This is a genomic window from Paenibacillus sp. FSL R10-2736 (assembly GCF_038000245.1).
GTDB lineage: Bacteria > Bacillota > Bacilli > Paenibacillales > Paenibacillaceae > Paenibacillus_AQ > Paenibacillus_AQ phytohabitans.
In genome coordinates, this window is record NZ_JBBOBN010000001.1 from 1,812,756 (window position 1) to 1,829,547 (window position 16,792).

Genomic DNA, 16,792 nt, shown 5'->3' on the forward strand with positions numbered 1-16,792 from the left:
ATCTGGTGCTGACTGATATCCAGATGCCTTTTCTGGACGGGCTGCAGCTGGCTGAACGAATTAACACAGACTATCCGGGAACCAAGGTCGTCTTCCTGACCGGCTACGATGACTTCTCGTATGCCAAGCAGGCGCTGCGGCTGCAGGCGGCCGATTACATTCTGAAATATGAGGATAATGAAGTGATTCTAAATGCGGTTGCTTCTGCCGCCAGCACGCTGCTGGCCGAGAAGAGGGGAGCCGAGACAGCCCGGAAGAGCCAGGCGCTGATCCAGAACAAGTTCTTCGCAGAGCTGTTCGAGGGCTGCGCCAACCCGGAGTGGGCGCGGCAGGAACTGGACAATCTCGGCATAGCTGCGCCGGAGGCCTGCTTCCGGGTAGCGGTGATTCAGCCGGAGGACAACCGCCGCTTCGCCCGCTCCGGAGAAGGGGATAATGCGGAGCTGCTGCTCTTCTCCATCCATAATATCTGCTCGGAGCTTGTGTCTGAGCCATTTCCTTACCGGTATTCGGCAGTCTATAACAACCGGGTCAACCTGCTCTTTAACCTGCCTGCTCCGGCAGACAATGAAGGCACTGCGGAACACCTGACTGAACATCTGGAGGAGATCCGCCGGACGCTGGAGAACTGTCTGAAGCTTCAGGTCAGTATTGGTCTGGGCAGCTGCAGGGAAGGGATTGAGCGCATCGCAATCTCCTACAGCGAGGCTCTGAACGCTGCCCAGCTGAAGCCGATCATCGGCGGGGCCGGTGTATTCGTCAGCGGTGAGATCCGCCATTCGCAGAACTCGCATCATACGCTGCTGAAGGAGATGGAGCAGTATATGCGGATGCATTTTCATGAGGAGGAGCTGAACCTGACCGCCATCGCGGACCATGTCCATATTTCATCCGCGTACGCCAGCACGCTCTTCAAGAAATATAAAGGCATGAACTTAAGCGAGTATCTCATTCAGCTGCGCATAGACAAGGCAGCGGAGCTGCTGTCTACCACAGATGCGAAATCCTATGAAGTGTCGGAGCAGGTGGGCTATCGCAATCCCCAGTACTTCAGCGTGCTGTTCAAGAAGCATTACGGCAAATCGCCTTCGGAGTACCGCAGGGACCAGCAGCATTAATAGAGCAAACAAATGAGTTAATGAAAACAAACAATCTTCGAAAGATAGTGTATTCAGCATGTTCACGCGCTGGTTTAAGATAAGCGTGGAGGTGCTGTTATGGAATTATCCCAATCAACCGGCGGCAAGACAATGTCCGTCAAATCTAAATCTTCCCGCAAAAAAATGGGCGACCGCTGGTTCCCTTACCTGCTGATCGCACCGACAGTCCTGCTGATCGCTGGACTTCTGGTCTTCCCGATCTTCAGGGTGTTCGACCTCAGTGTGCAGAGCTATGATTTCACCCGGCTGCAGAAAGCGGGTTACATCGGACTCGAGAACTTCAAGAATATATTCACGCAGGACGATATGTTCTACTCTTCACTGTGGATCACGGTGAAATGGGTGCTGATAGAAGTAGTGCTGCAGCTCGTGTTCGGACTCGTGGTTGCGCTGCTGCTGAACCAGGCGTTCAGGCTGCGCGGTCTGGTCCGTTCCCTGGTGCTTGTTCCCTGGGCGGTGTCCGGTGTACTGACCACCATGCTATGGTCGCTGATGTTCAACCAGCATATAGGAATCATTAACGATATCCTGATGAAGCTGGGCGTGATCTCCGAGCCGGTCGCCTGGCTGGCCAATATTCATACCGTCTTTGGTTCTGTGATTGTCGCCGAGCTGTGGCGCGGCATTCCGTTCTTCGCCATCACGCTGCTGGCGGCGCTGCAGACCATTCCGCACGAGGTCTATGAATCCTGTGAGGTGGACGGTGCGGGGAGCGTGAAGAAGCTCTTGTTCATCACACTGCCTTTCCTGAAGGAAAGTATTGTGTTCGCAACGCTGCTGCGTGCCATCTGGGAGTTCAACTCCATTGATATGATCTTTACGATGACGAACGGCGGACCGATGGATATGACCACCACGCTGCCGATTTATATGATGAAGACTTCCATCCTCGAAGGAAACTATGGCTATGGTTCCGCCATTGGTGTGGTCACCTTCGCGTTCCTGATGATCTTCGTTGTCCTGTACCTCAGACTGAACCGGTCAGGAGGGATGCAGGATGAATAGCAAATGGCACCGCAAGCTGGGTTCGAAGCTGCTGTTCTACATACCGCTGGCTTTGACACTGGTGTTCGTGCTGGTTCCGTTCCTGTGGGCCATCTCCACCTCGCTGAAGCGGGAGGGGGATGTACTTAGCGGCACGGTCCGGTACATTCCAAGTCCGGCGACCTTCGAGAACTTCGTACATGTGTGGAATGACAACAATTTCTCGCAATATTTCATGAACAGTGTGTTCGTGTCTGTATTGTCTGTAGTGGCAATTACGGTGTTGTCCGTATTGAACGGCTACGCCATGAGCCGCTTCAAGTTCAAGGGCAAAGGGGCCTTCATGCTGGTTCTGCTGGCGACCCAGATGATGCCGGTCATTCTGTTTGTCATTCCGCTCTTCCTGATCTTCAAGAATCTCGGGATGATCAACACGCCGTACGCGCTCATCTTGTTCTATATCGTGCTTCAGGTTCCATTCAACACGATTCTGATGCGCGGCTTCATCTCCTCGACACCGAAGGAAATCGATGAAGCGGCGATGGTCGACGGAGCCGGACGATTCCGGATTATCTTCGCGATAATTATGCCGATCGTGCTGCCGGGAATAGTAGCAACAAGCGCATTCGCCTTCATCGGGGTATGGAATGAATTCCTGGTTGCCTTCTCGTTCATTACGACGCCGGACCGCTTCACCATCCCGATCGGCCTCAAATTCATGGTTGGCGAATTCAGCGTCCAGTACGCATCGCTTGCGGCCGGCAGTATTATCGGGCTGATTCCGCCCGTGCTGCTCTTCATGTTCATCCAGCGTTATCTGGTCGAAGGACTGGGCGGCGCAGTCAAAGGCTAGTGTCCGGTATCGCAAGGACGGACACGGCCAGGCAGAACACGCCGCATTCCGTCCTTTGAGATATATATAAGAAATTCAATTAGGGAGGATCACAGAATGATGGGGAAACACAAAGCGAAACGCACGGCGCTAGTATCGGCAGCATTGCTGCTGCTGCTGGCCGGCTGCGGCGGAAATAATGGCGGGAATAACGGGGGGGACAGCGCGGCAGCGGCGGATAACGGGGCAGGTAAAGCAGCAAGCGGAGAGAAAGCCAAAATCAGCTTCTGGGCTGCAGCTGTAACCACAGAACGCAATGCCTTCTTCGAAGAGATCGTGAAGCAGTTCGAGCAGGAGAATCCGGATATCGACGTGGATTATCTGGGCGTACCGGGAGACCTCGCGGCTTATGAGCAAAAGGTTAACGTGGCCATCTCTGCCGATCAGGCGCCGGATGTGATGAATGACTTCAAATCCGATCTGCTGGCCCGGGGGGTGCTGGAGCCGCTGGACACCTATTATGAGCAGTGGGCGGACAAGGACCTGCTCAACCCGGAACTGATTGCAAGTAACCGCAAGCTGGATACGGCAGAAGGTAAATTGTATGCGCTGCCATACAGCTCGCAGACCTGGAATCTGTGGGTTCGTCCGGACTGGTTCAAGGAAGCCGGACTGACCTTGCCCGATACCTGGGACCAATTCTTCGATGCTGCCGCCAAGCTGACGGATAAATCGAAAGACCGTTACGGGCTCAGTATCCGCGGCGGCGCAGGCAGTGCCAATACGCTCGAAATGCTGATGTATGCGTACTCCGGCATTACCGATTATTTCACGGCAGACGGCAAAGCAACAATTAATGACCCGCTTAATGTTGAATTTGTAGAGAAATACCTGGGCTCTTACAATGTCTATACACCTGAGGATGACCTCAATAAAGGCTGGAGTGAACTGGCTGCAACCTTCCAGTCTGGCAAAGCCGGAATCGTTGTGCATAACTTAGGCTCGGCCAGCTCCCATGAGAAAGCATTCGGCGGTGACTATACGAAGTTCGAAGCTGTACCTTTTCCGAAGAGCGTGAAGGGCTACCGCGAACACCCTGGCCTTATGCCGCTGGGGCTGACGATGAGCAAATCGGCGAAGAACAAGGATGCGGTCTGGAAATTCATGACCTTCTACCTGTCGCATGATATCAACAGCAAATACGGCAAGCTCTATGGCGAAATACCGGCCAATACAGAAGCTGCCGGCGATGAATGGGTGCAGAGCGTGCCTTACATGAAATCGGCCTCCGATCTGCTGAACAGCCAGGAGACGAAGTTCTCCGATGTGCCATACTATCTCGCGGGATATTCCAATGTGCAGAAATCGGTGGAACCGCTGATCCAGAAGGTAATGGCCAAGCAGCTGTCCGCGCAGGAAATGCTGGATCAATGGGCATCGCTGCTGGAACAGGAGAAGGCGGCACAATAAACTGCCCGGGCGGTAGGCGTCCGGCGCTGAAGGAGTTATTCAATGGAGACAATTAATACGCCCTGGGTATCCGACCTTGGCAACGGCCGGTACCGCAATCCGGTGCTGTATGCAGATTATTCCGACCCGGATGTGATCCGGGCCGGGGATGATTATTATATGACCGCGTCGAGCTTCAACCACATGCCGGGCCTGCCGATTCTGCATTCCCGTGACCTGGTGAACTGGACGATTGTCAATCACGCGCTGGACAGGCTGGACCTGCCGGGGTATGACCAGGTTCAGCACGGCAAAGGCGTATGGGCACCCAGCCTGCGCCATCATGACGGGAAGTTCTGGATCTTCTTCGGTACGCCGGATGAAGGGATCTTCATGACGCAGGCCGGGGACCCGCTCGGGAAGTGGACTGTACCCCATCTGGTCAAAGCAGCCAAAGGCTGGATTGATCCTTGCCCCTTCTGGGACGAGGACGGACAGGCTTACCTGGTCCACGCCTTCGCGAAGAGCCGCAGCGGCATCAAGCATATTCTGCATGTGTGCGCGATGAGCCCGGACGGCAGGGAGCTGCTGGATGAAGGCCGGCTGATTATTGACGGAACGGTCGATCATCCGACACTGGAAGGTCCCAAAATGTACAAGAGGGACGGATGGTATTACATTCTTGCCCCTGCGGGCGGCGTGTCTACCGGCTGGCAGGCTGCCTTCCGGTCCAGGTCGATCTATGGCCCTTACGAAGACCAGATTGTGCTGGAGCAGGGCGATACGCTGGTGAATGGCCCTCATCAGGGCGGCTGGGTAGAGACGCCGGAAGGAGAAAGCTGGTTCCTGCATTTCCAGGACAAGGGGGCTTACGGGCGGATTGTCCATCTGCAGCCTGTAGAATGGATTGACGGCTGGCCGGTAATGGGGAAGCAGTCTGCGGGAAGTTTGACCGGAGTGCCGGTATCCGAATGGTGCAAGCCGGGGTCTTCCGGCACCGGGACAGCGCTGCCGGCGGCTCCCCGGACCTCTGATGATTTCGCGGACGGGCGTCCGGGGCTGCAGTGGCAGTGGCAGGCCAATCCGCAGGACGTCTGGCTTGCCTCCGGCCACCCGGGTCCGGGGCTCCGGCTCCGCTGCGCGCCGCTCGGAGCGCAGCGGTTATACGATGCGCCGCAGCTCCTGATGCAGAAGTTCGCTGCGCCTGCATTCACGGCGCAGGTACAGATCAAACCGTATTTCGGAGCATTGTCTGAACGCGCAGGCCTGGTAGTGCTTGGGCATAAAGCGGTACATTTAAGCCTGTTCTCCGGTGAGGACGGCGGCCTATGCCTGGGCCGGTTCGAGAGCCTGGCAGCAAGCCCGGAGGAAGAAGCAGAGCAGGAGTGTGCGTTTACGGATGATTTTGTGAAGCTGGACTCGGACGCTGTATATCTTCAGCTTATGGTCTCGGAAGAAGCGGAATGCCGCCTGGCGTACAGTCTTGACGGAGAAGCTTACACGGAGATGGGAGCTCCTTTCCGGTTGAGGGAAGGAGAAGGAGCCTGGGTAGGTGCCAAGTTCGGCCTGTTCGCGCTAGCTTGCGGTCCGGTTAACGCTGCGGCGGAGAACGGCTACGCTGAGTTCGGGCGGTTCGAGGTGCGTTAAGACTTCTCTTCGAGTACACTCAGAAATTTCCTTTTTAATACAGTTGTATTATTTAAAACAGTATAACAGCATGCCCGCTATTCAAGCAAGCTACGGGGCCATGAGAATTGCACCAGCCGGAGCGGCATCTGCCGGTTGGGCACAGGATCACGGCCTCAGGTCTGCTAAGCGGCCGTTTGAACCTCCTTCCAGAAGGGTAAAAAGAGAGAAACACCCCTCGAGGAGAAAGGCGGTAAGCTTATGCTGTGGGGATTAATCGGACTCGTTGTCGTAGTATGGCTGTTCGGCTTTATCTTTGATGTTATGGGCAATCTGATTCACCTTCTGCTATTTGTCGCTGCGGTACTGTTTGTGATTAACCTGTTCCGGGGACGATCCCGGAGTTAACAGGACATAAACAAGAGCTGGTTCAAATACTTAATTAAACAGTTCACACGAAAGCACGCGGTACCCTCATAGGGCCGCGTGCTTTCGTGTGTAATCCTTGAATTCTCCCGCAGAGGAGACCTTAAGGAATAGACCTGCTTCCGGCAAGTCTGGACACGTTCCCTCCGGATGCCTATAATGTAATCACTATGCAACCCTGGAGGAGAATCAATGAATAAACCGATCATCGCCGTTGATATGGATGATACCATCTGCCATCTCGTCAAACGTGCGATATACCACAACAACATTGAGTTTCCTACGCATCCGCTCCGCTACGAGGATATGATGGACTGGAACACAGACCACCTTCGCCATCCGGACAGCACGATGGACCTTTTCTTCGGCAGACCCGGTCTGTACGAGGAGCTGGAGCTGTTCGATGAATATGTGACCGAAGAGATGGAGAAGCTTCACAACGCGTATGATGTCATTATTGTTACAGCCGCTGTTCCCAAAACAGTGCTTGAGAAATGGAACTGGCTGCAAAAGCACATGCCGTATATCCCGGCTGAGAACTTCTTCACCTGCAAGCGCAAGCATCTGATCGGCTTCGATCTGCTGATTGATGACGGTCCGCATAATTTGCTGCCCGCTGTACAGGCAGGGAAGAAGGTGCTCTGTATCCCGCATCCCTGGAACCTGCGGGCCCGGGAGGAATATGCCTTTCCGCTGATGACCTCCTGGCAGGGGGCGAAGGAGCGGGTGGATGAAATTCTGCAGACACGGCGGTAGCCGTAGTCCGGAGACTGCATCTCCTATAAAGGGCTGTCCCAGAAAGCCATGAAATGGCTGCCTGGGATAGCCTCTTTTTATTGTTAAGGAAATTGTAGAGTTTACGGAAATGTGGAGAGGGATTTTTGGAACTGTAAGAGGGCAGCGGCCGGATGGCCAGACATGCTTGGGAGTCACGGCAATGCTATACCAGAATGATTGCAAGTACAATTTATTTAGTTGGATTTTCTCCACTTGCTTATGAACGGAGGCACCCTTGCCGGGCAACAGTTGGATAAACAGCACTTAATATGCCGGGAATCACTCCCAGTAGGGTGAAAGCGTGAAATTAAATGACGTTTATACAACTAATTACCTTAAAACATCCAAAACCTCTGAATTAAGATACGTTTTTCCAACTAATATTTGCAGAGCCAAAGCTAGAGCTAGAGCCGGAGCCAGCGCCGGGGTTGGAGGTGTCTTGGCCAAGCACCCGCAGGAAGCCTGCGGGAAGTGCTGACCGCAAACGTTACTCACCTGTTAGGGTGATTTTTCTCTAATAGGCTAATCTTGAGCGCATGGTATACGCTGCACGCAATTCCGTATTCCACCCTTCTAAGGTGAGTACAAAGTCCCGGATGCTGAAAAAATGTAATCCAGTCATACTAACAAGAATCTAATATTTATATAAATGTTGCAAAATGAGTGTCTTAAACTACAGCTCTTGTGTATAGAAAGGATTTGCTTTCCCGTCAATGACAGCGACCATAAGGAATGGGCTGAATTTCATGTATCGGGATAAGCGGCGAACAGAGGAGAAGTTGTCCTTCATTTTCCGTTAATCGAAATAATAAGGAGGAGATGTATTATTTTTTAGCTTTTTCATAAGAAGAAATTGGGTTTGTGTATATAATTTGCTATTAAGCGAATGTCCATCTTGATAACAATAAAAATAGGCGGAAAGAACCAAAAGTTATAATTATGTTATTGAAACCATTGACAGTTATGCTAACAAAACAATATTCTGTAGTCGTTAGAGGGCTACTGAATCCATTAGGAGAAAGGAGGACGGGGCTGGGTCTAAATCCATTCAAACGAAAGTGGAATTAATGCAGGGATTATCCATTACGGGAGGGATGTTGCTTGAAGAAAATGTTGTCATTAATTATGGTGTTCGGACTGCTTATTGGGGTGGTACCGCCCTTGGAGACTAGTGCAGCGGCCAACCTTGCAGGGAACACAACCGCAGCTGCAAGCTCAAGCGAGGATTCAACAAAAACACCGGATATGGCCGTTGACGGAAATTCTTCCACCCGGTGGTCCTCTGATTATGCAGATCCGCAGTGGATCAGCGTTGATCTTGGAAGCGCAAACAATGTAAATGGAGTTAGGCTAAACTGGGAAGCTGCCTACGCAAAAGCGTATCAAATTCAGGTTTCAACAGATAACAGCAGCTGGAGTACAGTATACTCGACAACAACAGGAGACGGCGGGATTGATCAAATTTCATTTGAACCCAGAAGTGCCAGATATGTGAGAATGTATGGAACGCAGCGGGCAACCCAGTACGGGTATTCCCTCTGGGATTTCGAAGTGTATTCGGATAGCGGACCCGTGGATAACGGCATTACTTCCGGAGCGGTGTATAAGCTTACCGCCCGTCATAGCGGCAAAGCCCTTGATGTGGCAGGAGGTGTAGCCGCAGACGGAGCCAATGTGCAGCAGTGGACAGATAATGGCACCTCCCAGCAAAGGTGGAAAGTGATTGATGCGGGTAATGGGGCTTATAAATTGATCGCCGAATCCAGCGGTAAGGCACTGGATGCTGCAGGCCCTGCAAATACAGACGGAGCCAATGTCCGCCAGTGGACGGACAACAATGCAGCCAGTCAGAAGTGGAGCATTGTTGCTGCAGGCAACGGATATTACAAGTTAATATCCAAAACCAGCGGTAAAGCCCTGGATGTAGAAGGAGGCTCATCTGCAGATGGAGCTAATGTACAGCAATGGACAGATAACGGGAACGCACAACAGAGATGGAGATTTACACAGATCGTAACTACCCCGGACTCCACTCCGCCAACTGCACCAACAAATCTCAAGAGCTCCTCAAAAACGGAAACCAGCGTAAGCCTTACCTGGACAGCATCTACAGACAACGCGGGAGTAGCAGGGTACGACATTTATAATGGAACGGCTCTGGCCGGAACGAGTACAACCACAAGCTATACGGTAACCGGCTTGACTGCCAATACAGCATACAATTTCACAGTCAAGGCGAAGGACGCAGCAAGGAATGTATCACCGGCAAGCGCAGTTTTGAGCGTAACCACTGCTTCAACTTCCGCTAACAAGGGATTTTATATACAGGGAACGACCTTGTATGAATCTAACGGAACGCCGTTTGTGATGAGGGGAATTAACCATGCTTACACCTGGTACAAAGATCAGGACGCCGTTGCCATCCCTGCAATAGCGCGGACAGGAGCAAATACGGTAAGAATTGTTCTCTCCGATGGGCAGCAGTGGTCGAAAGACAATCTGGCAGCTATCCAGAGTCTGATTACCTTGTGTGAACAGAATAAACTGGTAGCCGTCCTTGAAGTCCATGATGGAACCGGCTCGGACAGCGAGACTGTTCTGAATAATATTGCGAATTATTGGATTGAAATGAAGAGTGCGCTTATCGGTAAAGAAAAGACGGTTATCCTCAACATCGCCAATGAGTGGTACGGCACATGGGATGGGGCTAACTGGGCTAAAGGATATACAGCTGTAATACCGAAGCTTAGAAATGCCGGTATCCAGAACACCCTTATGGTTGACGGAGCAGGCTGGGGGCAATATCCGCAATCCATAGTTGATTATGGAACACAGGTATTTAATGCGGATCCCCTGAAAAATACGATGTTCTCGATTCATATGTATGAATACGCAGGCGGGAACGCGGCAATGGTTAAGACTAATATTGATAATGTGCTGAACAAGAATTTGGCGCTGGTTATCGGTGAGTTCGGAATCAGACATACGAATGGTGATGTCGATGAAGCGGCTATTATGAGCTATTCCCGGCAAAAAGGCGTCGGGTATCTCGGATGGTCGTGGAAAGGAAATGGCCCCGGTCTGGAGTATCTGGATATGTCCAATGACTGGGCAGGAACCAGCTACACCGAACAAGGAAATGCGCTCATCAACGGGCCGGACGGAATCAGAGCAACCTCGAAGCGGGCTGCGGTTTTTGATGCAGCAGCAAACAATTAAGCAACTGCCATTCATGTATCTTTCACCACTCAAAGACTGTATACCCGTTATCGGGTTGCAGTCTTTGTTTTTTACAGCTTTTTTTAATGGAATACAAATACAGTTATATAAATGTAAACACAGCCCCTGTTCATTAAAGAATCTGCTGATAAAATAATAATAAATCGCTTTCATGACAATTATTTAGTTTGTTTTAATAATTATTTACAGGGAATAGAACCGCAATCATAATCACGTGAGCTTTAACTTTGCTGCCCTTTCACTTCCCGGTAAGAAGTGAAAGGGTATTTATTAATGTTTCCGCGGCATTACTAGTTAATAGAAGCAGCAGGCAGTTTTCCTTGTGTATGCTAAAGCTAACAAGTATAATGATTTTGTTAGTTAAATGTTATGATTTATTGTAAAAAGTTAGGTAAAGCTGATGAAGGGGAAGACCGAATGATGGATCAACACAAACACAGCAGGTGGTCTTTTATCAGGGACATGGGCATGGAGCGTAAGCTGCTGCTCGTCTTTCTGGTTATTATCACACTGCCTCTTTCTATTATCAGCATCATCAGCTTTAAGAGCTATTCCGAGTCGATTCAAGCGAATACCGTCGCTTATTCAGAGAAGCTGATTGATCAAATGATGGACGGGATCGATGACTACATAGAAGATATGAAAAGGATCTCCTCAATGCCGGCTTATGTAAACGATATCAAGCAGAATCTGATCGCGTCCAACCGGTATTATGAACAGAAGAAAATGACCCAGGGGGACCATGGAAACGCCGGGGTAGCGCCGGGTGATTTCGATCTGCTGCTGTCTATCCAGAGGGGAATAGAGGGCAACATCTCCTTCATTAACAATATCAAGCGGGGGACGAACTCCGTCTATATTTTTGACGCCTACGGTAACGGTTATTACTCTGCCAAGGATGGCGGCGTGCGGCTTGATCTGGATCAGAGCTACGCCTTCTGGACCGAGCAGGCCAAGGATTCCAGCGGTGAAGCGCTGCTATTCGGTACACAGGCCTACACTACCAATCTGCAGAGCACCCGTTATGCTTATACCGTTGTCCGCAAAATTGTCGACAGTCTCTGGAATCCGGTCGGCCTGATTGCGGTGGAGGCTAATATCAGCAATATGGAGACCCAGGTAGCGGAGCTTGACCGGGTAACCCGCGGTAAATCGCTGATCGTGGACGAGAAGGGCAAGGTCATTTATGACAGTGACCAGAAGCTGCTGACGAAGGATATCTCGCAGACTCCGCTATTCCGCGGCGCTCAGGGCGCGGCCGGAAGCTTCTATGATACAGTCTCGGGCAAGGAGCGGCTGAATATTTACTCCAGCTCCTCCAAGACGAGCTGGAAGGTGATTATCTCCATTCCGGTCGATGAATTAACCCGTGATGTGAAGCTGACCCGCAACGCGACCCTGGCGGCGACACTGATTATTATTGTGCTGGCCTTGTTCATTTCCATTGTGCTGTCCTTCGCGCTGACCAAACCGCTGACGCAAATGATTCAGCTGATGAAAAGGGTGCAGGGCGGTGATCTGGATGTTAACTTCCGCGTGAAACGCCGGGATGAGATTGGCCTGCTCGGCCATCAGTTTAACAGGATGCTGGCCCGCATCAGGCAGCTGATTCAGGATATATACCGGATCGAGGAGCAGAAGAAGGAAGCGGAGCTGCATGCGCTGCAGAGCCAGATTAACCCGCATTTCATCTATAACACACTGGAGTCCATCCGGATGACGGCGGAGATTAACGATGACGTAGAAGCTGCCGATATGATCTCAATTCTGGGCAAGCTGCTGCGGTATAGCACCAGTGAATTGTCAGGCCGGACAACGATGAAGCAGGAGCTGTTATATGTCCGCAACTATGTTGAGCTTCTGGGCTGCCGTTATCCGGGACGGTTCGTGCTGCAGATCGATGTACCTGAGGAGCTGGATCATTATTCGATCATCAAGCTGGTGTTCCAGCCGATTATTGAGAATGCCGCGTACCATGGGCTTGATGACAGTAAAGAGCATATGCATCTCAGCATCAGCTGCGAGATCACCAGCCAGAAGCTGCTCTTCCATATCCGCGACGACGGCTGCGGGATGGAGCAGGCGACCCTGGACAAGTTGAACGATGATCTGAAACGGGAATCGCCTCCGAAGAAAAGCATCAATGGCGGGATCGGCATGAAAAATGTGCATCAGCGGTTACAGCTGAACTACGGGGCGGCTTATGGCATTGAGGTGTTCAGTAAGCTAGGCGAGGGGACGGATGTTATCCTCTCGCTGCCGCTTCCCCCGTACCGCTCGGCCAGTGAATCAGAGACAGAAGGGAGTCAACCGGATTGAAAAAGACGAACGCACACCGGCCTCTGCGTGCAATGTTATTAGTGCTGCTTCTGCTGTCTGCGGGCTGTGACAACTCCGGCAGCCAGCCGGCCGTTCCGGCAACGCCTGCAGCAGACCATGAACAGCAGAGCCTGTCCGGTACCATTCTCATGCTGACGAACCGGATTGATCTTATTGAGAACGGTACAATGCAGGGGTATGCCGACCAGTTTATGAAGAAGTATCCGGAAGCAAGCGTAGAATTCGAAGGCTTATCCAACTATGCGACCGATATTATGGTGCGTCTCTCCACCAAGGATGCCGGTGATGTGCTGCTGCTGCCGGTCAATCTGCCGGCGAAGGAGCTGGATTATTTTTTTGAGCCGCTTAGTGCAGAGATGTCTGCGGGGGAGAGGTTCACTACCTTTGCTGCCTATGACGGCAGAAGATACGGCCTGTCTACCGGGACAACGACAAGCGGGATTGTCTACAACAAAAAGGCGTTCAAGCAGGCGGGCATCACGGAAATTCCGCAGACGCTGGATGAATTCTACGCCATCTGCGCCAAGCTGAAGCAAGCGGACATTACGCCGATCTATATGAATTACGGTGCAGTCTGGCCTCTGCGGGAATGGGGCAATAATATGGTTAATTACATGACCGGGAATCCCGATTACCTGAACGATATGGTTCATGAGAATGCTCCCTGGCAGCTTGATAATGAATGGGGCCGCTTACTCGGAATTACCCGTACCATCATAGCCCGCGGTTATGCAGAGGATGAGCTGTTCTCGAATAATTGGGAGATTTCCAAAACCAAGCTGGCTAAAGGAGAGGCCGGGATGTTCCTGAGCGGCAACTGGACGATCCGCCAGATCCTCGATGCCGGAGCGGCTCCGGAGGATATCGGTTTTTTCCCGTTTCCCTATGATAACGGGCTGAAGCATTATGCACCTCTGAATCCCGACTGGTTCATCGGCGTCAGCAAATTCAGCAGAAACAAGGAGCTGTCGATGGCCTGGGTGGACTTCCTGGTCCATGAAACCTCTTATACCGCAGAAGGATTTCTTCCGCTGGACGGTAACGCAGAGCCTTCCATGGAACAATACCGTGAATTTCTCTCCTATCAGCCTGAGCTGGTAGAGGCGACCGTACAGACAGACACCTTTATTGATATGGCCAACCGCTCGAAGCTGTCCTTTGCCTCCGGAGACTATATCCAGGAGCTGATTGCCGCGCCGGATTTACAGAAGGCCTTTGACGGGCTGAATGAGAAGTGGGAGGAAGCACGCACTTTAACGGACACAAAGTAAAGGGAAGACTATAAAAAAGCAATACAGCACATTTTATATTGCAAGGATGAAGCCTATAATTGAAATGGTAACGCAATCATTATGCAAGCGATAATAAGGCTGGAGGCGGTTTGCCAAGTGATCAGAATCATGATTGCGGATGATGAGGAAGTGATTCGCCGCGGGCTTGAGAAGATTACTTCCAGAATGGATGTGGAAGTGGAGGTTATCGGCTCGTATGGTAACGGTCTGGAGGCGTGGAATCACCTTTCAGCGATGTCATCAGGGGATCTTGATCTGCTGATTACGGATATCAAGATGCCTAGAATGGACGGCTTTAAGCTGATTGAAGAAGCCAGAGGCCATATGAAGAATCTGCCCATTGCGGTACTGAGCGGGTTCAACGATTTCGAATATGCCCGGCGGGCGATTCGGTTCGGCGTGATGGATTATCTGCTGAAGCCAATCGAGAAAGCCCAATTATACGAACTGCTGAAGCGGGTAGAGGAGAACAGGCAGCTGAAGTCTTCCGGAACGGAACAGCCGGTATTGCAGGCTCCGGGAGGCAGGGAACATCACGTGGTCGAACAGACCAAAGTGATCCTGGAGAAGGAATACAGCCATAACTTCGAGCTGGAGCGCCTGGCGGAGACGGTCGGAATGAATGCCAGCTATATCAGCCGCCTGTTCAAATACAAGACCGGACAGACGATTACCGACTATCTGATTGGTATACGGATTGCGAAGGCCAAGGAGCTCCTGACCGGGCAGCCTGAACTCAAGAATTACGAGATTGCCGAACGGGTCGGCTATAATGATCCCGTATATTTCAACAAGCTGTTCAAAAAAATATGCGGCATGACTCCCAAGGATTATAAGAGCGGCTGCAGAATTCCCAAAGAATAAGAAGCACGGATAAATGCATGTGAACAGGATGAAATGAATGGCGGAGGGCGAAAGCCCTCTTTTTTGACGTTTATTTGTATTAAATAATAAAATAATAAAAACAAAAATAACAAATTGAAGACCAGAAAAAACAATTCAAACCATCGTTTTAGGGTTAGATACGATCTATAATTAGTCTGTAAGCGATACCAACACTCTTTTTTCACAAGGATAGGCATTAATTAAGCTCATGTATAGTGAATTAAGCTTTATCCCGGGAAAGTTTGTTAGTTTATTGTTATTATGATCTGTGAATCGGAGAGAGGGGTCTAACCAGCAATGAAGAAGACAAAGGCAGTTACAAGTTTAGCAGCATTGACGCTGATGGCGGGTTTATTCGCAGGCTGTTCGAGCAATAACAATGCGGATAATGCAGCAGCAACTAACGCAGGCAATACGGGGACAGGCACGGAGGCTACTGCTGCTCCTGAGGGAGATGCAGCCAAGGATATTAAAGGCAAAATCACGGTAATCACCCAAAGAACGGATATCGTTGATACCGTATTCAAGGATTACGCAGCCAAGTTCAACGAGAAATATCCGGATGTCAAAGTAAATTTTGAAGCGCTGTCGAACTATGAGGACCCGATCAAAATCCGGATGAGCACGAGCGATTACGGTGATGTGCTGCTGCTGCCAACCAGCGTGGCGATCAAGGACCTGCCGGAATTTTTTGAGCCGCTGGGTAAAATGTCCGATCTGGAGCAGCAGTATACGGGCCTGGAAGAACGCACGGTTGACGGCATTTCCTACGGGATTCCGGTCACCGTTAACTTCTCCGGTGTGATCTACAACAAGCAGGTATTCAAAGATGCGGGTATCACAGAGGTTCCAAGAACCTTTGAACAGTTCCAGACTGCTCTGCAGAGCATCAAAGACAAGACGGATGCAGTTCCGCTGTACACGAACTATGCAGCAGGCTGGACGCTCACCCAATGGGAATCCGATCTGGCTACGGTTGCCGGAGACCGCGATTATGTAAATATCGCTCAGGTTGCCTCGGATGATAACTTCGTACCGGGACAACCCCACTACGACCTGTACAAAGTAATGTACGATGCCGCGAAGAACGGACTGATTGAAGAAGATCCTACGACTACGGACTGGGAATCCTCCAAGGCTGATCTGGCGAACGGTAAAATCGGGACGATGATGCTCGGCTCCTGGGCCATCGGCCAGATCAAAGGCTTGGCTACCCATCCGGATGATGTCGGCTTCATGCCTTTCCCTACCAACGCAGACAAAATTCTGGTTCCGCTGTCCGACGATTATAACCTGGGTGTAAGCATCCACAGCCAGAACAAGGAAGCGGCAAGAGCCTGGGTAGACTGGTTCATTAATGAATCCGGCTATCCGACCACTGAAGGCGGAGGCATGAGCCCGGTTAAGGGCGCTGAGCTTCCGGAAATTCTCAAGCAATTTGAAGGCACGGACGTAACCTTCGACACCCTTGCACCCGCCAAAGCCGGTGAAGAGGGCTGGGTGGATGCAATCGATAAAGAGGCAGAGATCGGCCTCTGGCAGCCTGACTTCAAGAAAGTAATCATTGAAGCCGCCATCGGCAACCGCAAGGATTCCTATGACGATATCATGAAGGACCTGAACGACAAATGGAAAGCGGCAAGAGCTAAGATTACAACCGCACAATAAGCTTTAAACCTCGCAGAGTGAAGACAGATTCAAGAGAACGGGGAGATGCGTCAGCGCATTTTCCCCTTCGCTTTTGCGGGTACAGGCAGGGTATGGATATGGAGTAATAAAGC

12 protein-coding genes are annotated in these 16,792 nt (G+C 51.2%); all 12 read left to right on the forward strand.

Features of this window, described 5'->3' with window-relative positions:
* Window positions 1-5 precede the first annotated feature (5 nt).
* The 12 genes from NSQ73_RS07640 (at window position 6) to NSQ73_RS07695 (ending at window position 16,679) form a co-directional block, all read left to right on the forward strand.
* Entirely contained in the window at window positions 6-1,118 is a 1,113-nt protein-coding gene (locus tag NSQ73_RS07640; protein WP_340985982.1) for a helix-turn-helix domain-containing protein, read from the forward strand.
* Window positions 1,119-1,217: 99 nt separating this feature from the next.
* On the forward strand, window positions 1,218-2,165 hold the full coding sequence (locus tag NSQ73_RS07645; RefSeq protein WP_340985983.1) for a carbohydrate ABC transporter permease: 948 nt from the start codon (window positions 1,218-1,220) through the stop codon (window positions 2,163-2,165).
* A complete protein-coding gene (locus NSQ73_RS07650) occupies window positions 2,158-2,997 on the forward strand; it encodes a carbohydrate ABC transporter permease (protein ID WP_042138993.1) in 840 nt (279 codons plus the stop codon). The genes NSQ73_RS07645 and NSQ73_RS07650 overlap by 8 nt, the downstream gene beginning before the upstream one ends.
* A 96-nt stretch (window positions 2,998-3,093) precedes the next feature.
* Entirely contained in the window at window positions 3,094-4,446 is a 1,353-nt protein-coding gene (locus tag NSQ73_RS07655; protein ID WP_340985985.1) for an ABC transporter substrate-binding protein, read from the forward strand.
* Between the two features lie 42 nt (window positions 4,447-4,488).
* Window positions 4,489-6,072, forward strand: coding sequence for a glycoside hydrolase family 43 protein (locus NSQ73_RS07660; protein ID WP_340985986.1), 1,584 nt, complete (start codon window positions 4,489-4,491; stop codon window positions 6,070-6,072).
* 240 nt (window positions 6,073-6,312) lie between these two features.
* The gene (locus tag NSQ73_RS07665) at window positions 6,313-6,459 is read left to right on the forward strand and encodes a lmo0937 family membrane protein (RefSeq protein WP_144026097.1); all 147 of its coding nucleotides are present in this window, start codon (window positions 6,313-6,315) and stop codon (window positions 6,457-6,459) included.
* 210 nt (window positions 6,460-6,669) lie between these two features.
* Entirely contained in the window at window positions 6,670-7,233 is a 564-nt protein-coding gene (locus NSQ73_RS07670) for a 5' nucleotidase, NT5C type (protein ID WP_340985988.1), read from the forward strand.
* Between the two features lie 1,131 nt (window positions 7,234-8,364).
* Entirely contained in the window at window positions 8,365-10,473 is a 2,109-nt protein-coding gene (locus NSQ73_RS07675; RefSeq protein WP_445669662.1) for a cellulase family glycosylhydrolase, read from the forward strand.
* Window positions 10,474-10,911: 438 nt separating this feature from the next.
* A complete protein-coding gene (locus NSQ73_RS07680) occupies window positions 10,912-12,813 on the forward strand; it encodes a cache domain-containing sensor histidine kinase (protein ID WP_340985990.1) in 1,902 nt (633 codons plus the stop codon).
* On the forward strand, window positions 12,810-14,105 hold the full coding sequence (locus NSQ73_RS07685; protein WP_340985991.1) for an ABC transporter substrate-binding protein: 1,296 nt from the start codon (window positions 12,810-12,812) through the stop codon (window positions 14,103-14,105). Before NSQ73_RS07680 ends, NSQ73_RS07685 begins: the two co-directional genes overlap by 4 nt.
* Before the next feature lie 117 nt (window positions 14,106-14,222).
* The gene (locus tag NSQ73_RS07690; protein ID WP_340985992.1) at window positions 14,223-14,990 is read left to right on the forward strand and encodes a response regulator transcription factor; all 768 of its coding nucleotides are present in this window, start codon (window positions 14,223-14,225) and stop codon (window positions 14,988-14,990) included.
* A gap of 318 nt (window positions 14,991-15,308) precedes the next feature.
* Complete coding sequence (locus tag NSQ73_RS07695; protein ID WP_340985993.1) at window positions 15,309-16,679, forward strand: ABC transporter substrate-binding protein; 1,371 nt, start codon at window positions 15,309-15,311, stop codon at window positions 16,677-16,679.
* Window positions 16,680-16,792: the final 113 nt, after the last annotated feature.